24 protein-coding genes are annotated in these 25,794 nt (G+C 57.2%); 5 read left to right on the top strand and 19 right to left on the bottom strand.

Annotated features, from left to right (window positions below):
• The first annotated feature begins 388 nt into the window (after nucleotides 1–388).
• Entirely contained in the window at nucleotides 389–937 is a 549-nt protein-coding gene (locus WH279_RS20445) for an elongation factor P hydroxylase (RefSeq protein ID WP_200642897.1), read from the top strand.
• Nucleotides 938–967: 30 nt separating this feature from the next.
• Complete coding sequence (locus WH279_RS20440; RefSeq protein ID WP_339458268.1) at nucleotides 968–1,240, top strand: YfcL family protein; 273 nt, start codon at nucleotides 968–970, stop codon at nucleotides 1,238–1,240.
• A gap of 42 nt (nucleotides 1,241–1,282) precedes the next feature.
• Here WH279_RS20440 and WH279_RS20435 read toward each other — a convergent pair whose 3' ends face one another.
• From WH279_RS20435 to mnmC, 6 genes are all read right to left on the bottom strand, one after another.
• Complete coding sequence (locus WH279_RS20435) at nucleotides 1,283–2,257, bottom strand: XdhC family protein (protein ID WP_339458266.1); 975 nt, start codon at nucleotides 2,255–2,257, stop codon at nucleotides 1,283–1,285.
• The gene (locus tag WH279_RS20430) at nucleotides 2,257–2,835 is read right to left on the bottom strand and encodes a nucleotidyltransferase family protein (RefSeq protein WP_339458264.1); all 579 of its coding nucleotides are present in this window, start codon (nucleotides 2,833–2,835) and stop codon (nucleotides 2,257–2,259) included. The genes WH279_RS20435 and WH279_RS20430 overlap by 1 nt, the downstream gene beginning before the upstream one ends.
• Nucleotides 2,836–4,131 carry a cytochrome c gene (locus WH279_RS20425; protein WP_339458262.1) on the bottom strand — a complete coding sequence of 432 codons (1,296 nt, stop codon included), beginning with the start codon at nucleotides 4,129–4,131 and terminating at the stop codon, nucleotides 2,836–2,838.
• Nucleotides 4,128–6,365: a xanthine dehydrogenase family protein molybdopterin-binding subunit gene (locus tag WH279_RS20420; protein ID WP_339458260.1), complete on the bottom strand. Its 2,238-nt coding sequence runs from the start codon at nucleotides 6,363–6,365 to the stop codon at nucleotides 4,128–4,130. Before WH279_RS20420 ends, WH279_RS20425 begins: the two co-directional genes overlap by 4 nt.
• Entirely contained in the window at nucleotides 6,362–6,835 is a 474-nt protein-coding gene (locus tag WH279_RS20415; RefSeq protein ID WP_339458258.1) for a (2Fe-2S)-binding protein, read from the bottom strand. Before WH279_RS20415 ends, WH279_RS20420 begins: the two co-directional genes overlap by 4 nt.
• A gap of 163 nt (nucleotides 6,836–6,998) precedes the next feature.
• Entirely contained in the window at nucleotides 6,999–8,996 is a 1,998-nt protein-coding gene (gene mnmC, locus WH279_RS20410) for a bifunctional tRNA (5-methylaminomethyl-2-thiouridine)(34)-methyltransferase MnmD/FAD-dependent 5-carboxymethylaminomethyl-2-thiouridine(34) oxidoreductase MnmC (protein WP_339458256.1), read from the bottom strand.
• 155 nt (nucleotides 8,997–9,151) lie between these two features.
• Here mnmC and fabB point away from each other — a divergent pair, with 155 nt between their 5' ends.
• Nucleotides 9,152–10,375 carry a beta-ketoacyl-ACP synthase I gene (gene fabB / locus WH279_RS20405; protein WP_200642904.1) on the top strand — a complete coding sequence of 408 codons (1,224 nt, stop codon included), beginning with the start codon at nucleotides 9,152–9,154 and terminating at the stop codon, nucleotides 10,373–10,375.
• A gap of 65 nt (nucleotides 10,376–10,440) precedes the next feature.
• Here the strand turns inward: fabB and WH279_RS20400 are convergent, their stop codons facing one another.
• The 10 genes from WH279_RS20400 to WH279_RS20355 form a co-directional block, all read right to left on the bottom strand.
• Nucleotides 10,441–10,818 carry an MmcQ/YjbR family DNA-binding protein gene (locus WH279_RS20400; protein WP_339458253.1) on the bottom strand — a complete coding sequence of 126 codons (378 nt, stop codon included), beginning with the start codon at nucleotides 10,816–10,818 and terminating at the stop codon, nucleotides 10,441–10,443.
• A gap of 53 nt (nucleotides 10,819–10,871) precedes the next feature.
• Nucleotides 10,872–11,141 carry a YceK/YidQ family lipoprotein gene (locus WH279_RS20395; protein ID WP_339458251.1) on the bottom strand — a complete coding sequence of 90 codons (270 nt, stop codon included), beginning with the start codon at nucleotides 11,139–11,141 and terminating at the stop codon, nucleotides 10,872–10,874.
• Nucleotides 11,142–11,365: 224 nt separating this feature from the next.
• Entirely contained in the window at nucleotides 11,366–11,893 is a 528-nt protein-coding gene (locus tag WH279_RS20390) for a CbrC family protein (protein ID WP_339458249.1), read from the bottom strand.
• A 466-nt stretch (nucleotides 11,894–12,359) separates the two neighbouring features.
• Nucleotides 12,360–12,962 carry a KpsF/GutQ family sugar-phosphate isomerase gene (locus tag WH279_RS20385; protein WP_200642908.1) on the bottom strand — a complete coding sequence of 201 codons (603 nt, stop codon included), beginning with the start codon at nucleotides 12,960–12,962 and terminating at the stop codon, nucleotides 12,360–12,362.
• Nucleotides 12,962–14,596: an FGGY-family carbohydrate kinase gene (locus WH279_RS20380; RefSeq protein ID WP_339458246.1), complete on the bottom strand. Its 1,635-nt coding sequence runs from the start codon at nucleotides 14,594–14,596 to the stop codon at nucleotides 12,962–12,964. Before WH279_RS20380 ends, WH279_RS20385 begins: the two co-directional genes overlap by 1 nt.
• A gap of 16 nt (nucleotides 14,597–14,612) precedes the next feature.
• On the bottom strand, nucleotides 14,613–15,566 hold the full coding sequence (locus tag WH279_RS20375; protein WP_339458244.1) for an ABC transporter permease: 954 nt from the start codon (nucleotides 15,564–15,566) through the stop codon (nucleotides 14,613–14,615).
• Between the two features lies 1 nt (nucleotide 15,567).
• Nucleotides 15,568–16,554 carry an ABC transporter permease gene (locus WH279_RS20370; protein WP_339458242.1) on the bottom strand — a complete coding sequence of 329 codons (987 nt, stop codon included), beginning with the start codon at nucleotides 16,552–16,554 and terminating at the stop codon, nucleotides 15,568–15,570.
• Nucleotides 16,547–18,046 (bottom strand): sugar ABC transporter ATP-binding protein, encoded by a 1,500-nt coding sequence (locus tag WH279_RS20365; protein WP_339458240.1) that lies wholly within the window; start codon nucleotides 18,044–18,046, stop codon nucleotides 16,547–16,549. The genes WH279_RS20370 and WH279_RS20365 overlap by 8 nt, the downstream gene beginning before the upstream one ends.
• Before the next feature lie 51 nt (nucleotides 18,047–18,097).
• Complete coding sequence (locus WH279_RS20360) at nucleotides 18,098–19,084, bottom strand: autoinducer 2 ABC transporter substrate-binding protein (protein WP_133841349.1); 987 nt, start codon at nucleotides 19,082–19,084, stop codon at nucleotides 18,098–18,100.
• Between the two features lie 457 nt (nucleotides 19,085–19,541).
• On the bottom strand, nucleotides 19,542–20,228 hold the full coding sequence (locus WH279_RS20355; protein WP_339458238.1) for a hypothetical protein: 687 nt from the start codon (nucleotides 20,226–20,228) through the stop codon (nucleotides 19,542–19,544).
• A 187-nt stretch (nucleotides 20,229–20,415) separates the two neighbouring features.
• Here WH279_RS20355 and WH279_RS20350 point away from each other — a divergent pair, with 187 nt between their 5' ends.
• Nucleotides 20,416–21,609, top strand: a complete 1,194-nt coding sequence (locus tag WH279_RS20350; protein WP_339458236.1) for an MFS transporter — start codon at nucleotides 20,416–20,418, stop codon at nucleotides 21,607–21,609.
• On the opposite strand, the gene pdxR is transcribed toward WH279_RS20350, so the two are convergent.
• Nucleotides 21,590–23,020: a MocR-like pyridoxine biosynthesis transcription factor PdxR gene (gene pdxR / locus WH279_RS20345; RefSeq protein ID WP_339458234.1), complete on the bottom strand. Its 1,431-nt coding sequence runs from the start codon at nucleotides 23,018–23,020 to the stop codon at nucleotides 21,590–21,592. The two genes, WH279_RS20350 and pdxR, sit on opposite strands and share 20 nt — an antisense overlap.
• Nucleotides 23,021–23,109: 89 nt before the next feature.
• On the opposite strand from pdxR, the gene WH279_RS20340 reads away from it, so the two are divergent.
• A complete protein-coding gene (locus WH279_RS20340) occupies nucleotides 23,110–23,562 on the top strand; it encodes a rhodanese-like domain-containing protein (protein WP_339458232.1) in 453 nt (150 codons plus the stop codon).
• 1 nt (nucleotide 23,563) lies between these two features.
• Here WH279_RS20340 and flk read toward each other — a convergent pair whose 3' ends face one another.
• Together flk and WH279_RS20330 are read right to left on the bottom strand one after the other, a co-directional pair.
• Nucleotides 23,564–24,613 carry a flagella biosynthesis regulator Flk gene (gene flk, locus WH279_RS20335; RefSeq protein WP_200642916.1) on the bottom strand — a complete coding sequence of 350 codons (1,050 nt, stop codon included), beginning with the start codon at nucleotides 24,611–24,613 and terminating at the stop codon, nucleotides 23,564–23,566.
• A 143-nt stretch (nucleotides 24,614–24,756) separates the two neighbouring features.
• Nucleotides 24,757–25,791: a fimbrial protein gene (locus WH279_RS20330; protein ID WP_339458230.1), complete on the bottom strand. Its 1,035-nt coding sequence runs from the start codon at nucleotides 25,789–25,791 to the stop codon at nucleotides 24,757–24,759.
• Nucleotides 25,792–25,794: the final 3 nt, after the last annotated feature.

Raw genomic sequence — 25,794 nt, 5'->3', positions numbered from 1 at the left:
TATGAGGTTATCAACTGGGTTTCAGGACGTCCGTGTCACGGGCTAAGGTTATTTCACTGATTTCAGCGGGATAAGCGTGGCAGCCAGAGAATCTTTCATGGTGGATAGCGGTATCTCATCAGCATGTTCAATGAGATGTTGTGAGATTGTGCACAGCTAAAGTAAAGCGTTTATCTCTCCATAAAATAAGACGGCGCAATAAAGCGAACGCGCCTGTGCCAACGGTTATCGGAGCGTTAAGCAGAAACTTTATGCTGCATGCGGGTGGGGGGGAAGACATTGATAACCTGATCACTTTTTTCGCGTGAGACAATATATGCAATAGTGCTCGAAACCTGCCTGACAAAATGTCAAAATTGCGCGTTTTTTACTGACACGACAAACAGCTATGAGCCAGCAACACCACTATCAGGATCTGATCGACATCTTCGATCGCTGCTTTATGAATGATTTTCAGACCCGCCTGATTAAAGGCGATGACGAACCGATCTATCTTCCTGCTGACGACACGTCACCCTGGAACCGGGTGGTGTTTGCCCACGGTTTCTACGCCAGCGGAATGCATGAAATTTCCCACTGGTGTATTGCCGGTGCCGAGCGCCGCAAGCAGGTGGATTTTGGCTACTGGTACTGCCCTGATGGGCGTGATGCTGAGACCCAGGGTCAGTTTGAATCCGTCGAGATCAAACCCCAGGCGCTGGAGTGGTTGTTAAGTGTTGCGGCAGGCTTTCCGTTCAATGTAAGTTGTGACAATCTTGAAGGTGATTGTGAACCGGATCGCATTGCGTTCCAGCGTAAAGTTCATGCTCAGGTGATGGACTATCTGGAGAAGGGCATTCCTGCGCGCCCGGCCCGACTGATCGCTGAACTTCGCTCGTTTTACTCAACTCCACCGCTGACGGCGGCACTGTTTCCCTGGCCGGAAGATTTGTGCTGAACGGGGAGCGACTAGCTTACAGAGGATTATATGATCGATGAATTTGAGGCGCGTATTCTGGGCCTGATTGATGACATGGTAGAACATGCCAGTGATGACGAGCTGTTTGCCGGTGGTTACCTGCGTGGTCATCTGACGCTGGCTGTCGCCGAAATTGAACAGGCCGGCGAACACACGCCGGAAGCGTTGCAGGCTCAGGTGCAAATCAGCCTGGATAAAGCGATCAAGGCGGGTGAGCTTTCCCCGCGTGACCAGGTCCTGGTGATGAGCATGTGGGAAAGATTGTTCCTGCAGGCCCAGTAAACGCCGTACGACCCGCAGGGCAGAAGCCCTTCTGCCCTGGAGTCACACACCATTCTTCACCCGAACAATATCCGCCATAATCGCCAGCGCAATTTCTGGCGGCGTTTTGCTGCCCAGTGCCATACCCACCGGTGCGCTGATTCGCGCCAGCTGTTCAGCACTCAGCTCTCCCATTTCCGCCAGCCGCACCCGCCTGCGATCACTGTTGCTCTGTGAACCCAGCGCACCGATGTAAAATGCGGACGTGTGGCAGGCTTCTACCAATGTCAGATCGTCAATGCGCGCATCGTGCGTAAGACTGAGCACCGCTGTATGCGCAGAGCATCCGTACTGCTCCAGATGGCGGGCAGGGAAACAACGAATGATTTCCACCCCGGCATTCAACACCGGGCGGGCATCAAACTCAGCCAGCCAGGCATCGCGGTGTTCGCAGACCTGGATATGAAACCCCAGCATACGCGCGAAGTGAATGCAGTAATCCGCCACCGGAGAGAGTCCGGCGATCAGCAACACGCTGGCAGCATTGAGCGTCAGGACCACGGTATTCGCATGCTGCGTCACGCACGGTCGCCCTGTCATGATGTCTGTGGGGATCAGACGAGCTGCCCGCCCGGGCACAATCTGTTTTTCCAGACTGACCTCGCCACGCAGCGCCCGAAGCATTTGCGTCAGGTAATGTTCGGCTTCTGCTGAGGCGGGGAGGCATTCAATCAATACATTGAGGCTGCCGCCGCAGGGCAGCGCGACATCCGGCGACAGCCCTCCTGCGCCGTATCGTATCTGCTGGCTGGGCTGGCGGTAGTCACCCGCTGCCAGCCGCTGTAGAAAATCCTGTTCGATACAGCCGCCGGAAAGCGAACCGCAGACGGCACCCTCTTGAGAAACAGCCAGCAACGAACCCGGCGCACGTGGGGCCGACCCCCAGGTTTGCAGGACGGTGCACAGCCAGATGCAACGCTTCTTGCCAATCCAGTTGAGGGCATTTTCCAGCACCTGAATATCCAGAGAGCTCACCATCAGCATTCCGCCCAGTCGTCAGGGCGATCCACATCGCGTACGCAACCCGGGTCGTCCACCTGCAACAGCAGCGGTGGGGCACCGCTCAAAATAGAACGTGCACCCTCCTGGCCGTGCAGGTCGAGTAAGGCTTCGCGTACGTTGGCACTGAAACCGACAGGGTGACCGACCTGCAGCTTCCACTGCGGGCGGACAATATCGGCAAAGGCCAGTGCCTGACGTACTCGCTTTACAGTACTTAACTGTAACCAGGGCATATCGGCCAGCATCACCAGCCAGCCGGACCCGCCAGGTTGTGCAGCGACACCCGCGGCGATCGAGTCACCCAGAGAATCACTCTCCAGCAGCGTGATACCACAGTGATAACTCCGTGCTGTCTCGATCAACGCGTGATCTTCCGGGCGCAGTACCACATTCACCTGCTTGCCGCAGGCGGCAGTGGCCAGTCGCAGGGTATGTGCCAGTAGCGACAGATTGCCACAGACCTGATGCCTGACCAGCAGCTTATGCCGCCCATCCTGTTCGCGGTAGCGGCGGCTGTTGCCTGCCGCCATCACTAATATCCCCACATCCTTCATTTATTCTGCTCCATGATCCTGCTGACGAATGTCTGCCACCTTGTTCTCCAGATCGATCCAGGGCGTTTGACCGGCGAAATCGGTGCGCAGCCAGTTCAGCAACGTGGCGATCTGGTGATCGCTAAGCTGATGGCGGAAGCCGGGCATGGTGCCCAGATCACGGGTTGCCGGATGGCTGATACCGTCCAGTACAATGCGGATAAGGTTATCGGGCGTAGCGGTATACAGATTGCTGTTCAGCGCCAGCGACGGACGCACACCCAACAGTTGCGGCCCTTTCTGCTGCGAGTGACAGACCATACAGGAGCCGGAATACAGCCGGGCACCTGCGGAGTCCAGGCGTTGTGAACGCTGCTCTGCGCGTGCAGTCAGTTCATCGGCCTGTGACACGGTGGGTGGCTGGAAGCTGACCAGCCAGTGGGCTAATGCCTGCAGATCCTTCTCCGACTGCTGCGACAGCCCGCCCGCGATCACCGGTCCCATCGGGCCTGCTGCTACGCCGTGTTCCGGGGAATATCCGGTACGCAGATAGCGCTGCAACTGCACTTCATCCCAGGCGACAGGTGCCGGAGATCGGTCATTAAGCGCGGGGGCGATCCATCCTTCAGCAACACCGCCACTCAGCGCATCACTACCGTGTTTTTCGGCAGCGGCCAGATTACGCGGTGAATGACAGGCGCTACAGTGGCCCAGCCCTGCGGCCAGATAAGCCCCCCGATTCCACATGGCACTCTGCTGCGGGTCCGGTGTGTTTTCTCCCGGGCGCAGGAACAACCAGTTCCATGCTGCCATCCCCTGGTGAATACTGAACGGAAAGGATAACTGTGTTTCCGGCGGCCGATAGCTGACGGCGGGCTGGGTCATCAGAAAGGCGTAAAGGTCCTGCAAATCATCGTTGCTGACTTGCGTGAAGGAGGTGTAGGGAAAAGCCGGGTAAAGATAATGCCCGCGGCGGTCAATACCGTAACGCATCGCGCGCCGGAATGCCGGGTAAGACCAACTGCCAATACCGCTGGTGAGATCCGGGGTGATATTACTGGTGTAGATTGTGCCAAAGGGCGTGTCCATGGCCAGGCCACCGCTGTTGGTCACGCCCCCCGGGCGCGTGTGACAGGCGCTACAGTCGCCCAGCGCCGCCAGTGTTTTTCCTCTACTGATGCTGCCGACAGAAAATTGTGCAGCATCCGGAGGGGAAATCGGGGCAATCTCGGGTTGCAGACTGAATATCGCCCCGGCGACAACCAGTGCCAGTATCGTCCCGGCTGACATGCGCAGCCATTTATTCTTGCGAATCATACGTGACCTCCCTGTAGCGCGCGCAGAACACGCTCCGGGGTAAATGGCGGCGCGCGGAAACGGATGCCGGTCGCATCAAACAGTGCGTTAGCGATAGCTGCCGCACCCGGAACGGACGCGGATTCACCAGCACCCATAGCGGGTTCATCCGGGTAGTCCATCAGCCCGATCTGGATATCAGGCAGTTCGTCAAAACGCAGCAGCGGATAGCTGCCCCATTCAAGTGATGTCGTCCCGCTTGCATCAAACGTGACAAACTCCTTCAACACCCGGCTGGCACATTGAATAATATTGCCGTGCACCTGATGGCGCACCCCGTCCGGGTTGACCATTTGCCCGCAGTCGTGGTTGACGAAGATTTTGTTCAGCGTGATCTCCCCGGTTTGGCGATTAACGCTTAAATCACAGACCCAGGCAGCCCAGGCAGCACCAAACCCGGGGAACTGGCTGTGGATATAGCGTGCTGAGGCGAAACCACGACCCCGTAATACGTTGCCCTCTTGTTGGGGGCGATGATGAGGTGGGCCATTTTTCCATTTAGCCATTTTTTTCAGTTGGTTAATCATGACAATCGCACGTGAGTCTTCAAGGTGTTCCAGGCGCAGATCGATCGGATCGCGGCCAGAATGCCAGGCGATTTCATCGATCCAACTCTCATGAGCAAACACGTTCGGCAGGGCAGAGACGCCGCGCATCCATGAGGCACGTACCAGCGGGGCGGCATCTTCACAGATCATCCGCATATGGGGAAATTGGTACTGCGGGATGGCGGTACGGTCCCCCATTGACTGGACGACAGGCTGGTTGGGTACTTTTCCCGTCAGGAGCAGCGGCAGTGTGGTGGCATTATTGGAGGGATAACAGGTGCGCAGTGTGTAACATGAGATATTCATCATGCGGTCCAGACCGCCGCTGACGCGGATTAACTGCGCGGCGCCTTTGGGCTCCCATGCGGCTTCCTGTTCGCGCATAAGCTGCACACGCACCGGTTTGCCCGTTGCCTGTGACAGTAACGCCGCATCGGCCGCCACATCATCCGCGCAGTTACGCCCGTAACAGCCGGAGGCTTCCATACGCTTCACCTCGACCATCGTAGGATCCAGTTCCAGCAGCAGTGCGATGTCCTTACGCAGATCGTGTGGGTTCTGCGTGCCTGACCATAGTGTCGCCTGCCCGTTGCGCACCTCGGCTACCGCACAGGAAGGACCGATAGAGGCATGAAGTTGATAAGGCCAGACGTAGTCGGCATCAACGGCGACATGTCGGTTCTTCAGCGCGCTGTCAGTGCCTGCGTCGTCACGCAGTACGCGCGGGGTTTTCTCACAATTGGCCAGCGTGTCATGCAGCTGGTCCAGTCCCAGTGCAGGCAGTCCGGCCCAGGGCTTCCAGTTCACCTTTAGCGCGTACATCGCGGCAATCGCCTGCTCTTCACGCAAGGCGACAATGCCGACAAAATCCTTAATCACCACAATCTTCACGATACCCGGAAGATGGGCAACAGAATGCTCATCGATCGAAATCAGACTGTGTCCCAGCGGGGCACTGCTGTCAGCACCGCCATAAGGCGGGCGAACCACGCGGCCATGCAGCATTCCGGGTATGCGAAAATCGTGAACCCAGGTCAGTTTGCCACTCACTTTTGCCGGAATATCCACGCGCGCCACCGATTTACCGGTATAGCGGTTCGCGCTATTCAGCGGGATAGTGGTGTCCAGGGGTAAATGGGTGTCTTTATCCTGAGCCAGTTGACCATAGCTCAGGCGTCGATCCGGGTGCTGGCGGTCAATCACCCAGCCCGCATCGGTATACACCTGGCTCGCGGAAAGATTCATGGCTTTTGCCGCCAACAGCATAAGCTGCTGACGCAACTGGCTGGCTGCCTGGCGAATTGGGATCGCCGTGACCTGTAATGTGGCGCTGGCAATCGTCGGACCCTGGTCCGGCGTTGAAGCCGTATCCCCCAGTATCATCGTAATGGCGCTGAAAGGGACATCCAGTGCATCGGCAACATATTGCGACAGTGCCGTACGGACACCGGTGCCGAGGTCGACATGGCCGTTAAAGGCGGTCACTTTGCCGTCTGCGGCCAGCGCAATAAAACTGCCCAGTGGGACCGTGGGAGGATCGCTTATCACCGTGGATTGTGCCAGAGAGAGAGGGGGCAGAAGGGTGCTTACGCTAATAAAGCCCCCCACCTGCAACAGGCGGCGTCGTGTCAGAGTGAACAGGTTCATAATGGCTGACTTCCGGTGATCATGTCGCGCGCCTTCTGCGCCGCGCGTAAAATTTCCAGATGGGTGCCGCAGCGGCACAGATTGAACGCCAGCTCATTTTTAATCTGCTGCTCGGATGCCTGCGGGTTGCGCCGGAAAAGTGCCACCAGCGTCATGATCATACCGTTGGTGCAGTAGCCACACTGCGCGGCTTGTTCATCGATAAAGCCTTGTTGTACCGGGTGCAACCCATCATCCTCTGCCAACCCTTCCAGGGTCGTGACTTGCCTGCCGGCAACAGTATGGACAGGTACGCTACAGGAGCGGGCGGCCACACCATCAATATTGATGGTACAGGCGCCACATTCGCCAATGCCGCAGCCAAACTTTGGGCCATTTAACTGGAAGTCATTACGCAATATATAAAGAAGGGGGGTATCTGAGTGCGCATCGTCAATTGAGAAGCGCTGGCCGTTAAGCGTGAAGTCCATAGCAAATCATCCCTTGATGGCCCGTTCTTTCCGTTTGTTCGTTTACGGGCCAGATACAAAAATGCCCCTGAAGAATTCAGGGGCACAATGGGAATGTTATGCTATTTATCAGACACGGGTAATGAAATTTCCTGCCGTAAGCACTTTAAATCAAGGACTATTCTTACTTCGGAGTTTTTCCTTTTAGCAGTTTGCGAACCCAGTAGCGGTTCGGGCTGGTGGCGGCCAGGGCGGTGCTGTCGAGCGGGATCGGTTCGCCACACAGCTGCGCCGCCAGCACTTCTGCTGCCAGCGGGCCGCTGCACAGTCCACGCGAACCCAGCGCACCCAGCACAAACACGCCCGGATAAACCGGCGCGGGTTCAGCCTGCTGCTGCTGTGCCAGCGTTTCGTACTGGTGCAGCGTAGCGGCATAGTCCGGCAGTGCACCCATCATCGGGAGATGATCGCGCGTGGCGGCGCGAACGCCGCAGCGTGCTTTAGCGTCACTGACATCAATTTCCTGCGGCCATCCGGCATCCGGCAGACAGCGAAGCAGGCGATCACGGTTCTCCAATTGGTCGTCGGCGCGGTATTCGGTAGCGGTATCGCCGCGATGATAGCTGGCACCAATGCAGTGCTGCTGAAACTGCGGGCTGACCGGCGTCAGATAGCCGTCGTAGCACAGCACCTGTTTCAGCGCAGACAGCGCGTCCGTGGTGGGCACGTGGCTGACCTGGCCACTTACCGCATAGAGGGGCAACTTTTCACTCTGAGTGAAATCCGTCAGACGGTGACCGGTTGCCAGCACCAGGTTACGGTGTGTGCAGTCAGGCTGCGTGCGGAAGCTCAGCTGCCAGCCTGCCGGATGTGGCGTTAACTGCGTGATCTCCTGCTGCCAGAGCAGGGTCGCTCCCTGCTCTGCGGCCAGCTGCCACAGCCCGGTGGTCAGTTCTGCTGGAGAGAGCCAGCCACCCAGCGGGTAGGTGATGCCGCCGCAGCCGGTGGTGACGCCGCACAGTGTTTCCACTTCTTCGGTATTCACGGCGGCAGCCAGTGCAGGCGGCAGCCCCATTTGCAGCATCTTCCCGATTTTGTCTGCGCTTTTCTCATCCCATGCCAGCTGAGTGACGCCGCACCAGTCATGCTCAAACGGTACAGTTAGCTGATTGTAGACGCGGCGGGCGAAGGTAAAGGCGGCAGGGAAAAACTGTGCCAGCGCCGGATCGTGGTGGTTGAGCAGCGGATAAACCGCGCCCTGACGATTGCCGGAAGCGCCCTCGGCCGGGTGGGCGTCGGCACAATAAAGCGTGACCTTTTTGCCGCGCCGCAGTAATGCCAGAGCCAGCAGTGCGCTGGCAATGCCCCCCCCCGCCAGAGCAAAATCATCGCCTTCCGCGGCCGGGCGTGCATACCACGGCGCCTGCGCAGGCCGGACTACGGCGGCGGGCAGATGGCCAATCAGCATCTCGCGCTTTTCACCAAACCCCTTACGCTTTGTCACTTCAAACCCGGCCTGTTGCAGGCCACGACGCACAAATCCGGCCGCCGTAAAAGTGGCGAGCGTGCCGCCTGGCCTCGCCAGGCGGGCCATGCAGTCAAACAGTTCAGGCGTCCACATATCCGGGTTCTTTGCCGGGGCGAAACCATCCAGAAACCAGGCGTCAACCTGCTGATTCAGGGTGTCATCAAAAGTATGGATAAGTTGATTAATATCACCAAACCACAGATCGAGCGTAATACGCCCGCCATCCAGCAGCAGACGGTGGCAGCCGGGTAACGCGAGCGGCCACTGTTCACGCAGCTGGCTGGCATAATTGGCCAACTGTGGCCAGCTTTGCAGGGCGGCGTCGAGATCGCTGGCCGTTAAAGGGAATTTTTCGCAGCTGATAAAGTGTAATCGCTGGAGTCTGGCGTCTGGCTCACGCGTGGTGAAGGCATCAAAAGCCTGCCATAGCGTCAGAAAATTCAGGCCCGTGCCGAATCCAGTCTCGGCCACAATAAAGAGATCGCGCGGGTGCGTGGTGAAACGTTCGGGGAGGTGATTACCCTCCAGAAAAACGTAGCCGGTTTCTTTCAGACCATTCTGGTTAGAGAAATAGACGTCATCAAATACTCGGGATACAGGTGTACCCTGATCGTTCCAGCGTAGCTGTGCGTGCTCTATTGGTGCGGTTTTCACGGCAAAGGCTCATTGCTCAGGCAGTGGCGCGATTTTAACGATATGCTTGACCCTACGCAAATTTACACAAGGATTTCGCTGATCGGACTTGTTCGGCGTACAACTGTAAGCTAGAGTGCCAGTCGAATCCTAATTAGAAGTGAAAGAGGTATTGAATGAAACGTGCTGTGATTACTGGCCTAGGGATCGTTTCCAGTATTGGTAATAACCAAGAGGAAGTTCTGGCATCATTACGTGAAGGCCGTTCTGGCATCACCTTCTCGCAAGAACTGAAAGATTCCGGCATGCGTAGTCACGTCTGGGGTAACGTTAAGTTAACGAAGGACGACATTTCAGCCCGTATCGACCGCAAAATGCTGCGTTTTATGAGCGATGCGTCAATCTATGCTTTCCTCTCCATGCAGGATGCGGTGAAAGATTCCGGCCTGACCGATGAGCAGTACCAGAACAACCCACGTGTGGGCCTGGTTGCCGGCTCCGGCGGTGGTTCACCGTTCTATCAGGCAGCCAGCGTTGACGGTATGCGTGCCAAAGGCCTGCGTGGCGTTGGCCCGTATATGGTGACCAAAGCGATGGCCTCTGGCGTGTCTGCCTGCCTGGCGACCCCGTTCAAAATTCACGGCGTTAACTACTCTATCAGCTCTGCCTGCGCCACGTCTGCACACTGCATCGGTAACGCCGTAGAGCAGATCCAGCTGGGTAAACAGGATATCGTGTTTGCTGGCGGCGGCGAAGAGCTGTGCTGGGAAATGTCCTGTGAGTTCGACGCGATGGGCGCATTGTCCACCAAGTACAATGACACCCCGGAAAAAGCCTCCCGTACTTACGATCAGCAGCGTGACGGTTTCGTTATTGCAGGCGGCGGCGGTATGGTTGTGGTTGAAGAGCTGGAACACGCACTGGCACGTGGCGCACATATCTACGCTGAGATTGTGGGCTACGGCGCGACCTCTGACGGTGCTGACATGGTGGCACCATCTGGCGAAGGCGCAATGCGTTGCATGCGTTTGGCAATGGAAGGTGTGGATACCCCAATCGACTACCTGAACACCCACGGAACCTCAACGCCAGTGGGCGATGTGAAAGAACTGGGCGCTATCCGTGCCGTATTCCCGGACAAAACCCCGGCGATGTCGGCGACCAAAGCGATGACAGGTCACTCACTGGGCGCCGCTGGCGTGCAGGAAGCGATTTACTCGCTGCTGATGCTGGAACACGGCTTTGTTGCACCAAGCATCAACATTGATGAACTGGACCCGGCAGCAGAAGGCCTGGACATCGTGACTCAGCCTACCGAGCGTAAGCTGACCACCGTGATGTCTAACAGCTTCGGCTTCGGTGGCACCAACGCCACCCTGGTGATGCGCAAACTGGCATAATTTACCGCTGCGCTGTGCTGACAAAGGGGCGATTTATCGCCCCTTTGTGTTATCTGAAACGGGCGTTATTCGCGACTGTCCCTCAGCGCCGCTGGCCTTAAGCGTTTCGGCAAACCTGCCACCACCCGATCGTAAGACTCTTCCACCAGCTGTTTCACTAATCCCTCAGTAATTTGTTCTCCTGGATAAATCGAAATCCAGTGGCGTTTATTCATATGCCAGCCCGCATGAATACTGTCGTAGATCACCCGATGCAGTTCGCCATCTTCCGGTCGACACTTCAGGTTCACGATGCGTTCGCCGCGCACCTGCGACATCAGCGCAAACATCTTACCGCGCACTTTAAATACCTCAATTTCCGGGCCGAAAGGGTAGTCAAGCTCTGCTTCGGGCAGCGCCAGAGCTATCTGCATGGTGAGTGTCTGAATCTGCTGTCCGTCCATTGCCCTATTCCTGTGCTGTTTTCGTTTTCCGCAGGCTAGCATAAACAGGACGTTTATTTCACGTTCTCTGCCGGCTTCGGTGGCTGTGTGATGCTTTCCGGCGTGTGGTAGTAATGCCAGGTATCAAACGGCAACATCAGCGTATCAGCCACGACGGAGAACGGCAGATCGAGCCAGCACCCGAGACAGTCATGCAGTGTGTTGAAGTCGAGTTGCGTCCCCGCATAAAACGAGTTTTTGGGGTTTTCACCGATGGTATGACTGGTGATGGTCGCGCAGCCGCAGAGCAGCACGGTGAGAGTAAGGCCGATTTTCTTGAGCATGATGACATCCCTGTGATGATAGCCGCCAACAGGGTAGGGGAAAGCGTGGGGGAAGAGGGGGATGATAAGTGCGGGAGATCATTGAGCCGTAAGAGAAATGCTCTTACCGCGGAGTCAACGCCTGGTGAGGTACGTACTGGAATAAGCCCATGAATAAGCAGTTTGCAGTATGACGGGTACAAGGCCTTTTTAGTCCCGTCCCTTTCTTAGGATTTATCTCTCGCTCAAGAAAAATCCCAGTTAAACATCACCAATTCGCAATGGCGGCAGACAAACTTATAAACCCCCTGATCGCCACCCGGTGCGTAGTCGGCCATAAACTGTGACCAGCTCTCTTCATCCATGTCGTAATCGCTGATCCACTTCTGGCGGGTTTCTGCACTGGCTTCGGCAACATCTTTTGCACTGGCATCACCGTGATAAACGCAGGCATCGTTACAGTGAGTCAACCAGCTCTGATCCTGCCAGGAACTGTAACCCGGCGTGCGTTCGCAAACTTCCGCCGCGATTTCATCATCAAGCGCTTCGTCATAAAGATCGTTAAAGCTGCAGGCGTACTTAGCGGCTGCGCTGCCATCATGGATGCACCACGGGCACAGGGTGATATCGCTGTCACCGACCCTGTAGATGGTGCCGTTATAGTGGCGGTCAGTGTCTTTACCACAGCATTGGCAGGTGGCGGGTTGATGGATAAAGACATCGCGAGTGAAGTCAGCGCTGAGGTAGGTAAACTGCGGTAACGGCCTGTTCATATGAGGGCTTCCATAAAGGTATTAACGAATAATATCGCATCGTTATCCGACAGAAAACCTTATCATTAAACCTGTAGAGTAAATTCATAGGATCACATCACCGACAGTATGAACCTTGATGATCTTGAGGCAGAAGATTTGATGAATGATTTCTTTGAGACATTCTATATTGAAACGTATTGCTCCGATGTTCCTTGTTTATGAGCCTGCTGAAACCAGCCCGGGTCGACCGGAAAAAAGGTCGACCCCTACAGGAAAATGGAGTGCGGTGTGGGTTTAAAACCTACAGCGAGCACGGTCTTGCGGGGATGGGGCCAGTTTGAGGTAAGCCGGACGTCACGCGGCAGGGACGCCGCGTGCCGAGGCACGCATGGATGCGGCAGTTGCCGATCCGGCGTGCTCAAACTGGCCCCAGACCTGAAGCTGAACGATTAGCGACTAAAAATGTGTGGAGATCCCTCAGGGGTCACTCCTCCCTCAACACCTTCCCCACATTCCCCCCCGGATGCACGGTCAGCAACGTCTCCTTGCTGTAGCCACTCTGCGACATCAGCACGGCAATCATCGCGTCAAATACCGCCAGCACGCTGATAATTGACGTGGTGGCCAGCATATTCAGCGGGTCGATCTCCTGCGATTTGGGCATCAGCAGCAGCCGATCGGCGGCCTGAGCAATGGCCGAGTGCGCGTTCTCCGTGACGCTAATCAGCGTGCAGCCCTTGGTTTTTACCGTCGGCAGCAATCGAGTGAGTTCATCGGAGTTACCGCCGCGTGACAGCATAATCAGAACATCGTCGTGGCGCAGAAAACCGATGTCGCCGTGGGCGGCATCGGCGGCGCTGAGCCAGATGGCAGGATGCTCAACGCAGGCCAGCATATGAGCGATTTTACGTGCCGCAATGCCGGAGGTGCCGATGCCGGTGACCGCAATCTTGCCGCGACAGGCGGCGAGGGCATCCAGCACCGCCAGCCACTGCTGACGGTCAAGCTGCGTCTCCAGCGCGGCCAGCGCCTGGCGATAGGTGTCCCAGCCTGCGGTGGCCTGTTGCCAGCTCTGTTCCGGCGTCATTATTCCTCCTGCATCATCTGCTGGTATTTCATATGGTCGTGATACAGCTCGCGGAACACCCGATATTTACGGTCGTAATAGCGTTTGATCTCGTTGGTCTGCGGCGTGACGGTTTTACCAATGCGGCTCATGGCATTCATCGCTTCCGGCAGTGTGTCGTATACGCCCGCAGCCACGGTGCCCATCATGGCACTGCCCAGCAGCATCGATTCGCTTTCCTCTGCCAGCAGCATAGTGCAGCCAGAAGCGTTGGCGTGCTCCTGAACAAAGATCGGGTTTTTGGTGCCGCCGCCGCTGGCCATAATCGTGTCGATGCTGTAGCCCGTCTGGTTCATGGTTTCAATAATATGACGGGTGCCAAGCGCGATGGCCTGAATCGTTGCCAGATAGTGCAGCGCCATATCTTCCGGGGTGCGTGAGAGTGTCAGCCCGGTCAGTATCCCGGTCAGGTTAGGGTTGGCACGCGGCGAACGGTTGCCGTGGAAGTAGGGCAGCATATGAATATCCCGCGTCAGAAACGCGATTTTATCCGCTTCCCCCGCCATCTTACGCAGCCGATCGTTCAGCACCTCGTAAATGGTTTTTCCCTGACTTTTGCCCTGCTCATGCAGGGCGGCATAGCAGGGGTGCGACTGGATCACATGATCAATCAGGGCACCGGTGGCAGACTGGCCGCCTTCATTCAGCCAGAAGTCAGGCAGTACCGCCTTGTAATACGGTCCCCAGACGCCCTTAATAAAACGCGGCTCGCGGGAGATGGCCATATGCCCGGTTGAGGTGCCGCCGATCAGCGCGATGCGGCGGTCAAAGTCGGCCATCTCGCCGGATGGCCCGGCGGCACCCAGCGTGCCCAGGCTTCCGGCGTGAGCATCAATAATCGAAGCACTGACCGGGGTGCCGGGCAGCAGGCCCAGCTCACTGGCGGCACGCTGCGTCAGCCCGCGCCCCAGGGGTTCGCCCATGCTTTTGACCTCGCTGCCGATCTTCGCCGCGTCATGCTCCAGCAGATCTTCCAGACCCACTTGTTTAAAGTAGCTGGCATCCCAGCCGTCCTGATGGGCCAGCCAGGTCCATTTACACACCAGCGAACAGACCGAGCGGGTGACGTCACCCGTTGCGCGCCACGTCAGGAAGTCCGGCAGATCGAACAGGTGACCCACATTCTGCCAGCTGGCTGGCATATGCTGCTTCAGCCACAGCAGTTTTGGCGTCTGCATTTCCGGCGAGATCACCCCACCCACGTAGTCCAGCACCGGGTGCTTTAATGCGTTGATGCGCTCCGCCTGCACAATGGCACGGTGGTCCATCCACACAATAATATTCTGCTCGCTGCGCCCGGAAGGGCTGACCGTCAGCGGCTGGCCCTCTTTATCCAGCACCACCAGTGAACAGGTGGCATCAAAACCCAGCCCTTTTATCTGCACCGGGTTAATGTTGGTCTGATTAATCGCATCGCGTACCGCCTGGCACACCGCCTGCCAGATATTGTCGGAAGACTGTTCGACAAAATTGGCCTGCGGGCGAAACATCGCGATCTCCCGGCTCGCCTGGCCCATCATGCGCCCGGTAATATCAAAAATGCCTGCACGTGCGCTGCCGGTTCCCACATCCACACCAATGTAATAGCTCGCCATTTTTTATCCTTAGTCCTCAGGTTCTGCGATGTTGCAACGCAATAAACAGGATCAGTACACCACCCCAAAGGGCCATAGTGAGGTAGCTGCTCACTCCCAGCAGATTCAGTCCACTTTCCAGCATCTGCAGCACAATCAACGCCATCACCAGGCCGGGAATGCGCCCAAAACCGCCGTCAGGATTAATGCCGCCTAGCACCGAGGCGAGGATGGTCACCAGCAGCCAGGATTCGCCATAGCCTGCTTTGGCCGAGTTGAACATCGACATCATCAACAGCGCGGCCCCCCAGCTCATCAGCGCCGAAAGGACATACACCACAATGGTGACGCGGGTGGTGTTCACCCCGCTAAAGCGCGTGGCTTTCTCGTTACTGCCCAGCAGCAGAATGGTGCGGCCCAGCGTGGTGCGCTCCAGCAGCAGCCACATCAGCGCTGCCACGGCCAGGAACAACAGCAGTGACAGCGGTATCCCGGCGATATTGCCGTTACCCAGCATCTGGATCGCGGGCGGGAAGCCGGAGATCACCGCACCGTTGGAGAGCAGAATATTCAGCCCGGCAATCAGCGTCATGGTGCCCAGTGTGGCCAGAATCGGCGAGACGCCAATGACCGCAATCAGTACACCGTTGACCACGCCAATCACCACGGCCAGCCCCAGCCCGGCCAGCAGTGCCAGGAAAACCCACTGCGGCTGGTCAGGATGGGCGACAATCAGTGCGGCCATCAGCAATGAGCAGGCGTTGGCGCTGGCGATAATCGACAGATTAATACCACCCGTCAGCATAGTGACGCCCATACCCAGCGCCAGCAGGCCGAGTACTGGCAACTGGCTGGCTATCGACTGGAAGTTACCGAGGCTAAAAAAGCGCCCACCCAGCGTCAGAGAAAACAGCACCAGCACGGCCACCAGCATCAGCACCTGAAGCCGGATAATGCGGTCACCCGGTAGTTTATTCAGTAATGTTTGCATCTCAGTTCCCCTTTGCCCGCTGGTGTTTTTCGTTCCATGCCGTGGCGCTCACGCTGACCAGAATAATGATGCCGCTAAACACCATATGCCAGTAGGACGAGACCGCCAGCAGCGTCAGGCCGTTTTGCAGGAAGGCCAGCAGCAGTACGCCCAGCAGCGTGCCGGTTAAGGTTCCGCGTCCACCGCTCATGCTGGCACCGCCCAGGACCACGGCAGCAAGAACCGTCAGCTCAAAGCCCACCAGTGAGTTGGGGGCAACAGACTGCGTTGTCTGCGCCTGCACCACGGCGGCCACACCGGCCAGCACACCCATATAGCCGTAGACCGTCAGATGCAGGCCTCTGAGGTTGATGCCAAGGCGTGAAGCCGACTCGCGGTTGCCGCCCATGGCATAAATCTGGCGTCCAATGCGGGTGAAGTTCATCATTACCCCGGTCAGCACAAACACCGCCAGAAGACTGAGCAGCGGCAGCGTCAGACCATATTCGTAGCCGTCGGTTGCGGTGAAGGAAAACCAGTTAATGCCCTCCATAAACCAGTCCGGGAAGCCGTACAGCCAGGTGCCGTTGGTGGCCCAGACCAGCAGTCCGTAAAACACATTCAGCGTGGCAATGGTGATAATGATCGCCGGTACCCGCAGCAGATAAACCAGTAAACCGTTGAGCATCCCCAGCACCAGACCGCAGCCAATGGCAATGGCAAAGACGCTGAACAGGTTGCCGCCGTGCGTCAGCATGGTGCTGGCCATTACATACTGAGCAATGGCGGTCATCGCCGGGAATGAGATATCAATGCCGCCGGCAATCAGCACCACAAACAGGCCGCAGGCCAGAATGCCGAGGATGGCATAGCTGGTGGCCACATCGGTCAGGTTGCCGAGGGTGAGAAACTCACTGGTGCGCACGCTCAGGCCCAGCGCCAGCAGCACAATCAGCATACCCAGCCAGAATTCGTGCAGGCTGATAAGGTGACGCAGTTTGTTATTCATTGACCACTCCGGCTATCTCCTCTTCACGGCACAGATGGGGGGCGAAACTCGCCACCAGCTCGCCTTTGCGCATCACCAGCACGCGGTGGCTGTTGTAATAGGCTTCCGGGATCTCATCGCAGATCATCAGCACTGCCATACCGGACTCTGCCAGCTCGCGGGCGATACGGTAGATCCCCTCTTTGTTGGCGATATCGACGCCGACGGTGGGGGAGTCGAGGATCAACACTTTCGGCCGGGTAGCGACCCATTTACCAATGGCCACACGCTGAGCGTTGCCGCCGGACAGCGTCTGAACGGCCAGCTGGCTGTCAGAGACTTTAATATTCAGTTCGCGGATCAGTTTTGATGCGCGCTGGCGGGCTTCATGCCGGTCCAGCAGTCCCAGTCGGTTGCGTAGCTGGGAGAAAATCGGCAACAGCAGATTGTCGAAAATCGACTGCGTCATGATCAGCCCTTCGGTCTGTCGATCTTCCGAGACGTAAGCAATACCGTGGCGGATGGCATCGCGGTTACTGCGCAATGTCACCGGCTGACCGTCAATAATCATCTCGCCGCTGTCGGGCCGCGTAATACCAAACAGCGACAGGCAAAGCTCGGTACGTCCGGCGCCCAGCAGGCCGACAATCGAGGTGATCTCACCGCCTCTGAGTTGCAGATTGATCTGCCGGTACTGATTGCGGCGCGAGAGGTTACGCACTTCCAGCAACGGCGTTTCGTTGAGGTCAGCACGTTCCGGCAGATGGCTGAAGCTGAAGCGCTGCCCGGTCATCTGCCATGCCAGCTCATCGCTATCCAGTTTGCTGGCAGGCCAGGTGCCCACCAGTTTGCCGTCGCGGATCACGCTGATGCGATCGGATACTTCCATCACTTCATCCAGCTTGTGGCTGACGAACACCACGCAGATCCCGGCGGCTTTCAGTTCATTAACCACCCGCAGCAGCCCGTTCACTTCATGGCGTGTAAGCGATGCGGTTGGCTCGTCCATGATCACCAGGCTGGCATCTGCCGCCAGTGCCCGGCAGATAGCAACCAGCTGGCGGTCAGCAATCGACAGTTTTTCAACCTTGCGCGCCGGGTCGAGCTGCACGCCGATACGTGCCATGGTTTCCTGCGCCAGCTGGCGCATGGCCCGTCGGTTTACCCAGAAGTGACCGCCTGGCAGATAGCGATGCGCAGCAATGTTTTCCATCACCGACAGATTGGGGAACAGCGACAGATCCTGATAGATCACCTGGATGCCATAGTAAGCCGAAAGGGCGGGCGTCAGATGGGTGAGCCGCTTTCCGTCAATGCTGATATGTGAACCTTTATCGGGCTGATACACCCCGGAGATCACTTTGATCAGTGTGCTTTTACCGCAGCCGTTTTGTCCGGCCAGACAGTGCACTTCGCCCCGGTTCAGCGTCAGTGTCACGTCATCCAGTGCACGGACGCCCGGAAAGGATTTACTGATGTTTTCCAGTGAGATAAACGGTGTTTGCGTGGACATAATTCAGTACCCTGGAGTGGATAAAGGGCCAGTCAGGCTGGCCCAAAACAATCAGAAGCCGAGGGATTTCGCGTTATCTTTGGTCACTTCCAGAATGCGGTTAAAACGGATCACATGGTGTTCCATATCCACATCGGCTTTACCCAGGCCGTCAATGGTCAGATCCGGCGTAACCTGTTTGCCATCCAGCAGTTGATCGGCAAGGCTCACCAGAGCGAAACCGGCATCTTTTGGATCCCACAACAGGGCTTTCTTGATATCACCCGTTGCCAGGTATGGCGCAGCCTGAGCGGGCATCGCGATACCGACGACGGCGATTTTATTTTTCGCACGTTTGCTTTTCACCGCCTGTCCGGCACCGATAGGACCAAGCGATCCGAAACCGATAATGCCTTTCAGATCAGGGTACGTGCGCATCAGATCGAGCGTTGTGGCGTAAGATTTATCGATGCTCTCAGCCACCGGCAGGCGTGAAGTGACTTCATGCATCTCAGGGTATTTTTCTTTCTGATATTTGATGGCGGCATCCGCCCAGGCGTTATGCAGGGGTACGGTCAGCGAACCAACATAGATGGCATAACCGCCTTTACCGCCCATATTGCTGGCCAGTTCGTCCATATTCTTTTCGGCGTATTTAACACTGTCGATGGTTTCAATATCCCACTGGCCAATTGGCTGGTCAGGGGATTCATGCGTCAGCACCACGATGCCCTGATCGCGGGCTTTTTTCAGCACCGGCTCCAGCACTTTAGCGTCGTTCGGGACCACGATAATCGCATCCACTTTCTTGGCAATCAGGTCTTCAATCACTTTCACCTGCTGCGCCGGGTCGGCAGTCGAACCCCCCACCTGGTAAGCATTCACATCAAGTTTTTTCGCGGCTTCATCCACGCCAACGGCCATCCGGGTGAACCAGGGGATCCCGGTCACTTTTGCCACCAGGGCGATATCGTGTTTTTCTGCGGCCAGCAGCGGAGTCGCGAACAACATACAGGCAGAGACAACACATGCATTGAGTAACGAGAGGTTAAATTTAATAGCAGTACCTTGTTATCTGATTCGTTGTTTTTGTCAGGTAAGAGGTGGCATTGACCACCGGATCAAGATAGCAAGAAGATTTTGGTGAAGAGTTGAGCGAGATGAAGAAGTGTGATCGGTAACTTTATATGTTAAATTATGAAAGGCATTGTGTTAAAAATTTGTTTGTTTATCTGTGATTGTTGGATTTTTACTACGATATAATGTTGATAATTTGTTAATATTATTTTTATTTAACAAATAAATAACATTGCAGAGGGTTCATGCGAGCAAAAGCACTGGGCATGGCGGCCAGACACTGTTTTTTGCCTGGAAGGATTCACCGAATGCGAGCGATCTCGCGAATTTGCCACCTGCCCACCTTGCTTTAGCCTGACAGATGAGGAAGGCGGTGACGTAATTTCATTACACGGAGGTAAAATGAGGTCAATGAGCCACCCGCAGGCGGCCCTGAACACTATTTTGCTGTGCTCTTGCGGTAAACGCTGTCGAAGCGCACGTTCATCCCGCCGCAGTTGCTGTTATCGCGCACCACCAGATTGCCATTGATCAACAGCATTTCACCGCCGCACTCGTAGTTCTGTGAATCCGGTTTGCCGAACGTCAGACGGTTGCCGTCTACCGTGGCATCATCATCGATTTCACCGATATGCACCACTTGTTCACCGTAGCTGTTGATGCCGCCGTGCCAGTTCGCCGTACCGCTGACGTGCAGTTTTTCGCCGCTGCGTGAAAGCGTGATGGCATCGGACCCTTCCACCGGAAGCCACAGGCCCAGCCAGTCTTCAGGCTTTACCGCGCGTGTCGGGAGCGTGGTCAGGCTGGCCGTGGGGATCCAACTGGTAAAGTCGCGCTTCTTCGCGAAGTACCAGACGCAGCTCCAGCCGGGTTTGGTCTGCGCCACCAGCACCTGATTACCAGGGACCAGATAGGCTTTACGCGCGCAGCTTGCCCCTTTTTCCGGGCAGCCGTTATCATCATCATAGAAATGGACGTTACCTGCATCTGCGCTGATCTCTGCCTGGTGATACTCTCCCTGATAGCTGGGGAAATAGCCGTTACGGCAGCTATCTTCTTCCGCGGCAAAGGCATGGACGCTGGTCAGCAGCGTGGTCAGTGTTAAAGCGAATATCCCTGTTTTCAATGTCTTGTTCCCGCATCGTCAATATTGCCCTGATAATAACTGACTGCGGGCTTTCTCACGAACTTCCTGACGTGATATTGACGATTTGAAATTTTTTAGCCAATCTATGATTCTTTGAAAATAAAATTTCACACAGGCCAACTGAGCGGCACAGGCTGTGCTGTAGGTTTTCCAGGAGAAGTTCGCCATGTCCAGTTGCAGTGATGAGAGCCCGAAAGCGGGCACCCATGCTCTTGCACGTATTTCCTTCGCGGTATTTCTCACCTATCTGACGGCAGGCCTCGCGCTGCCGGTGATCCCGCTCTATGTTCACCAGGAGTTGGGGCTGAACAATGTGATGGTGGGGATTGCCGTCGGCATTCAGTTTTTTGCCACGCTGCTGACCCGCGGTTATGCCGGACGGCTGGCCGATCAGCGTGGGGCAAAACGCTCCACGATGCAGGGCATGATGGCGCTGGCCCTGGTCGGTGTGGCCTATCTGCTGGCGGCGTTGCTGCCGCTGCCGATCATGGGCAAATTTGCCCTGCTGGTGGCGGGCAGGCTGTTGCTGGGCTTTGGCGAAAGCCAGCTGCTGACCGGAAATCTGACCTGGGGAATGGGGCTGGTCGGGCCGAAACGCGGTGGGCAGGTGATGTCGTGGAACGGTATGGCGATTTATGGATCGCTGGCCGCCGGGGCGCCACTGGGCTTGTGGTTACACAACCAGTGGGGATTTATGGCGCTGGGCGTGGCAACGATCCTGCTGCCGCTGGTGGCACTGTTGTTCAATACCGGCGTACGTCCTGTACCGATCCACGGCGGCGAGCGCCCGTCGCTGTGGAAGGTGGTGGGGCAGATTACTCAGCCGGGCCTGGCACTGGCGTTACAGGGCACCGGATTTGCGGTGATCGGGACCTTTACCTCGCTCTACTTTGCCGATCAGCAATGGGGCAATGCCGGGTTTGCGCTGACCGCGTTTGGGCTGGCATTTGTGCTGGTTCGCGTGCTGTTCGGCGGGCTGCCGGACCGGCTGGGAGGCACCCGCGTGGCGCTGATTTCACTGGGGGTGGAAGCCTGCGGGCTGCTGCTGCTTGGGCTGGCGCCGAATGGCTGGGTGGCGCTGGCGGGGGCGGCGTTGACCGGCTGCGGCTGTTCGCTGGTGTTCCCGGCGCTGGGCGTTGAGGTGCTGAAGCGGGTAGCCCCGCAGGTGCGTGGCACGGCGCTTGGCGGCTTTTCGGCGTTTCAGGATATCGCCTATGGGGCCAGCGGCCCCCTCACTGGCATCCTGGCGACGTCGCTGGGCTATGGTTCAGTGTTTGTTGCCGGGTCGATCTGTGCGCTGGCGGGGATTGCCGTGACCTTCAGCTTCTCGCGCAGTGCCGTCAGTAGCTCAGACGGCTGAGTTTTAATACTGCCTGCACAATCTCGGCGGGTTGCAGTGCAGAAAATCCCAGTAGCCAGCCTTCCTGCGCAGGTTGCTGCTGATACAACGGTGACAGACGCGGCAACAACAGCCCGTTCTGCGCCGCCTGCTGCGTCAGTCGTTGTTCACCGCCGGATGTCAGGTGGACCGTCAACTGTAAGCCGCCCTGATGGGGCAACAGCGTGAGTCGATCCGCCAGCTTCTGGTTTAATTCCTCGATCAGCCGTTGACGACGGCTGGCATAGAGCTGGCGCATCAGGCGCAGGTGGGCAGCGAAATGACCGTGCTGGATAAAATCCGCCGTCACCGCCTGCATCAACTGGGCGCTGTGACCATCCATCACGCTGCGCAGCCGCCGCAGCGGTTCAATCAGCGCATCGGGCACCACCAGATACGCCAGTCGCAGCGAGGGGAACAGCACTTTGGAAAAGGTGCCGAGATACAGCACCCTTGCGCGATCCTCCAGCCCCTGCAATGCCGGTAGCGGGCGTCCGTCATAATGAAATTCACTGTCATAGTCATCTTCAATCAGCCAGCTTTGGTGGCGTCGGGCCCACGCCAGCCACGTCAGCCGCCGCTGACCGCTCATCGTCACGCCGGTCGGATACTGATGGGCAGGCGTCAGGTAGACCAGGCGCGGGGCGGGCCCCTCGGGCGGGACAGCCCCCTGTTCGTCGGTGGCGATGCTGGTGAGCTGCGCCCCGGCATAGCGGAAAGCGTGCCAGGCACCCGGGTAACCCGGATCTTCCATCCCGACCGGATCGCCGGCATCGCACAGCAGCAGAGCGATCATTTGCAGCGCCTGCTGAGAGCTGGTGAGGATCATCACCTGGTCGGCCGAACAGCGCACGCCGCGCGATTGCGCCAGGTAGTGCGCCACCGCCTGGCGCAGATCGGGCAGACCCAGCGGATCGCCATACTGCATCAGGGAAGTGCTATCGGAGCGCAGGCGCTGCTGGGTGAGACGCCGCCACAGCGGTTGGGGAAACGCACGCAGATCCGGGGAACCGGCGGCAAAGGCATGGGGAAACAGCGGATCGTTACAGCCGCCTCCCGCCACCATCTGCCCCCCGCGTGCTGACAGCTGCGGCGCCGCAGAAGCGGGGCGATGGCGGTTTTGCGATACGGAGGGGCTGATGGCAACAAACGTGCCGCGCCCGCTTTTACGTGAGAGATATCCCTCGCTTTCCAGCTGGCTGTAAGCGGCCTCAACGGTAACGCGAGACAGTGAGAGATCGCTGGCGAGCAGGCGGGAAGAGGGCAGTCGAGTCCCGGCAGGTAACGTTGCGCTGGCCATCGCCTCGCGCAGCATGGCACAGACTTTTTCCCGCAGGGTGGATCCATTCTGGCGCGTAAACAGAGCGGAAAAGGGGACGGGAGTGGGATTCATCGTGGTCTTGTCACTGTCTCAGAATGGGTCTTATGATTAAGACCCATTCCTTCTATGATGGCAACACCAATAATGATCGGGAGTGCATCATGAGTTCGTTTTCAGCGGTTTTACAATTTCCTCCGGCGGCACCTGAGCAGAGTGAGGCGTGGTTGCGCCAGAAACTGGCACTGTATGCTGATGCCTGGGATGTGGCGCAGGATCTGGCACACGGCGTGCCGGAGATCGTGGTGATTGATACGCGCTCAGAGCAGCAGTATCACGCCGGGCATATCTGCGGTGCCGTCAGCTTTCCTCATCGTTTAATGAATGCCGATACGCTGGCGGGATGGGACCGGGAGAAAGTGTATATCACATACTGTGACGGCATTGGCTGTAACGGGTCAACAAAAGGCGCATGGAAGCTGGCGGCGGCGGGATTCAGAGTAAAGGAGTTGATTGGCGGGCTGGATTTCTGGCGGCGCGATAACCATCCGGTAACGGAAGGCGATCAGCCGGGCAGTTGGTCTGAAATGACAACGCTACCCGACTGCGGTTGCTAAATTAAAGCAGTATCCAGAGCACCAGCACCAGTACAAACAGGACGGCAAAGGCGGCAAACACCGGGCGATTGGCCAGGGGTTGCAGCACCGGTGGCAGTGCGCCCCACAGTGGCACAGTGATCGGGCGCGGGTTGAGTTCGTTGTCGGCCAACTGCTGTTCTTGCAGGCGCTCTGCACGGCGGCTGAACAGCTGGTTCAGCAGATCCTGCGTCTGGGTTGGCGTGAGCAGAGTTTGCGGTGTGGCGTTAAAGCGCTGCTGGCTGTAATCCTCCAGCATCCGCTGTTCTCCCGCATCCGGCGGCTGTTTTAGCGTTGCAGTCAGCTGCGTCAGCGTCGGTGCAGCATGTTGGCTCAGGGTCTGGCTGGCCTGCAAATACTGGTTCATCAGCGGGAAGAAACGCGATGGGATTGGGTCGCCGCTGTGCAGATTCACCACTTTCAGCAGTGAGGCCCACAGTTTGGCCGGTTGTTCCCCGGTCACGGCGGCAAGACGTGAGATCTGCTGATTCAGCGTTTGATGTTCGGCCGGCAGCAGAGAGCGGTCGGTAACACGGTTCTGCTGTGGCTGTGGAATGGCCATCTGACCATTTTGCAACATCGTCAGCACCTGATGTAGCTGATCAGGATTCAGCGAGCTGAGCACGGTATGACCAAACTGCTGACGAATGAAATCGCTGACCGCCTGGCGATTATTGCCGGTCGGTAGCAGGTCCGTTAGCTGTTGCAGAAGCTGACGTGTGGCGTGGGTATTTTGTACCTGCGACAGACGGGTATTAAGAAACTGTTCTGCAGGCGGAAAATGACGTGCCTGAAGCCCGGCATCGTTTTTAACCCCCACTTCATGACGTAACCCGGCCCACAGCTCGGCAGATTTCAACGAACTGAGCGACATGATTTTGACGATCAGGCGCTCCAGCGTGGTGCGCTGCGCGGGTGTCAGAGGCTGTTCGCCCGTCCCCGTAAGGGTGCCCGGACGTGTAGCGCCGGTTCGGGCATCGATCGTCGGGCGATCGCCGGGTAACGGCGCACCGGGGCCGCTTATAGGTTGCATGGCGAAGTCCTTCAGTCAGAGTCAACGTCCGGGGGGCGCCGGAACAGAATGGTCATCCACTATGATAACAATCCCGCCCGGTGATAGGTAGAGGAAGGGGGAACAATCCCGATGCTTTCCCCCTTTTTTTTCATGACAGGGGATTAAAGGTAGTTGAGGGTCCAGGTCAGTGAGCTATTGGCCTTACCGGGGGTGATGCGTTCCGCTGTCTGATAATAGCGCGCCAGGAATGAAACGGTGAGAGTGCGATCGGCCAGCGGATAACGGGCGATTTGCCAGCGTTGGCCGAGATTCACCGGCGTGCTGCTGTCAGCATGTAAGATTTGCAGTGCCACCCCAGTGGCGCTGTTCGCCTCGTCACTGAGGGCAATCAAACTGGGATTGACCGAACCGGCGGGGGCCGTGCCATCAAGTTGCATTAGCACAGTGAAGTCCCCGGACACATCCGTATCGCAGAGAAAATTCAGTGAGAAACTTTTACCTGCATTTGTCGAGCCGATGCCGGATCCCAGCCCCTGTTCGCGCCGTGTTCGTACCGGACCAAGCGGGACATTAAACGAGGCAAGCCCCTGAATCTGGCAGCTTTGGGCGATAAACGTCAGTCCGGTAGTGGCATCCAGCATCATAAACTTTGCATTTTTTATCCCGGTTTCTGACCCAACCTGGAAAAGGGCAATACGTGAATTGATCGGTGTGACCTGCTCCGGGCGTTCAGGCGTCTTTGCTGTTTTGACGATTTCAACGGTGACATTGAGCGAAAAGTGCTGCCAGGTGCGGGGCGGCAGGCTGGCGGCGGCATTATGGTTATCAATCATGACCCCGGAACTGACAACGCTGTATTCGCTGCCACGGTTGCCGTTAAACGTGGTGTACAGGGTTAAGCCATTGCCCAGTGTTTGCATGCTGGTGCGGCGAATGAAAAAAGCCATTTCGGCTTCCTGCTGGAGAGGATCGCTGATGCTGCACCAGACATCAATGGTGTAACTTTGGTTGAAAACCGTCTTGCCAATCGGCAGGGAGGAGGAGAGTTTGATGCCGTTGCTGCCGTTGAATACCACCAGTGAGAAAGCCTTATTGGTGGCGGCGGCACATTTAAGTGAACCCGCCTGAGCGTTTAGGCTGAGAAATGACAGCGCGAGTAGAGTGATTGATATCAATAAAATCAGACGGTTATTCATTTT

It is taken from the genome of Erwinia sp. MYb375 (assembly GCF_037479175.1).
In the GTDB taxonomy this organism is placed as follows: Bacteria; Pseudomonadota; Gammaproteobacteria; order Enterobacterales; family Enterobacteriaceae; genus Erwinia; species Erwinia rhapontici.
Note: the sequence above shows the minus strand (reverse complement) of the source record. Positions and strands in the feature narration are given on the sequence as shown.

Excerpts from the sequence above, each read along its gene's own strand:
- WH279_RS20380 (WP_339458246.1), bottom strand. The coding sequence starts at position 14,596 with ATGGCGAGCTATTACATTGGTGTGGATGTGGGAACCGGCAGCGCACGT.
- WH279_RS20385 (WP_200642908.1), bottom strand. The coding sequence starts at position 12,962 with ATGACGCCGGAACAGAGCTGGCAACAGGCCACCGCAGGCTGGGACACC.
- fabB (WP_200642904.1), top strand. The coding sequence starts at position 9,152 with ATGAAACGTGCTGTGATTACTGGCCTAGGGATCGTTTCCAGTATTGGT.
- pdxR (WP_339458234.1), bottom strand. The coding sequence starts at position 23,020 with ATGAATCCCACTCCCGTCCCCTTTTCCGCTCTGTTTACGCGCCAGAAT.
- WH279_RS20350 (WP_339458236.1), top strand. The coding sequence starts at position 20,416 with ATGTCCAGTTGCAGTGATGAGAGCCCGAAAGCGGGCACCCATGCTCTT.
- WH279_RS20395 (WP_339458251.1), bottom strand. The coding sequence starts at position 11,141 with ATGCTCAAGAAAATCGGCCTTACTCTCACCGTGCTGCTCTGCGGCTGC.
- WH279_RS20330 (WP_339458230.1), bottom strand. The coding sequence starts at position 25,791 with ATGAATAACCGTCTGATTTTATTGATATCAATCACTCTACTCGCGCTG.
- WH279_RS20340 (WP_339458232.1), top strand. The coding sequence starts at position 23,110 with ATGAGTTCGTTTTCAGCGGTTTTACAATTTCCTCCGGCGGCACCTGAG.
- WH279_RS20390 (WP_339458249.1), bottom strand. The coding sequence starts at position 11,893 with ATGAACAGGCCGTTACCGCAGTTTACCTACCTCAGCGCTGACTTCACT.
- WH279_RS20430 (WP_339458264.1), bottom strand. The coding sequence starts at position 2,835 with ATGAAGGATGTGGGGATATTAGTGATGGCGGCAGGCAACAGCCGCCGC.
- WH279_RS20370 (WP_339458242.1), bottom strand. The coding sequence starts at position 16,554 with ATGAATAACAAACTGCGTCACCTTATCAGCCTGCACGAATTCTGGCTG.
- WH279_RS20420 (WP_339458260.1), bottom strand. The coding sequence starts at position 6,365 with ATGAACCTGTTCACTCTGACACGACGCCGCCTGTTGCAGGTGGGGGGC.
- WH279_RS20365 (WP_339458240.1), bottom strand. The coding sequence starts at position 18,046 with ATGTCCACGCAAACACCGTTTATCTCACTGGAAAACATCAGTAAATCC.
- WH279_RS20445 (WP_200642897.1), top strand. The coding sequence starts at position 389 with ATGAGCCAGCAACACCACTATCAGGATCTGATCGACATCTTCGATCGC.
- WH279_RS20425 (WP_339458262.1), bottom strand. The coding sequence starts at position 4,131 with ATGATTCGCAAGAATAAATGGCTGCGCATGTCAGCCGGGACGATACTG.
- WH279_RS20400 (WP_339458253.1), bottom strand. The coding sequence starts at position 10,818 with ATGGACGGACAGCAGATTCAGACACTCACCATGCAGATAGCTCTGGCG.
- WH279_RS20415 (WP_339458258.1), bottom strand. The coding sequence starts at position 6,835 with ATGGACTTCACGCTTAACGGCCAGCGCTTCTCAATTGACGATGCGCAC.
- WH279_RS20435 (WP_339458266.1), bottom strand. The coding sequence starts at position 2,257 with ATGGTGAGCTCTCTGGATATTCAGGTGCTGGAAAATGCCCTCAACTGG.
- WH279_RS20440 (WP_339458268.1), top strand. The coding sequence starts at position 968 with ATGATCGATGAATTTGAGGCGCGTATTCTGGGCCTGATTGATGACATG.
- flk (WP_200642916.1), bottom strand. The coding sequence starts at position 24,613 with ATGCAACCTATAAGCGGCCCCGGTGCGCCGTTACCCGGCGATCGCCCG.
- WH279_RS20375 (WP_339458244.1), bottom strand. The coding sequence starts at position 15,566 with ATGCAAACATTACTGAATAAACTACCGGGTGACCGCATTATCCGGCTT.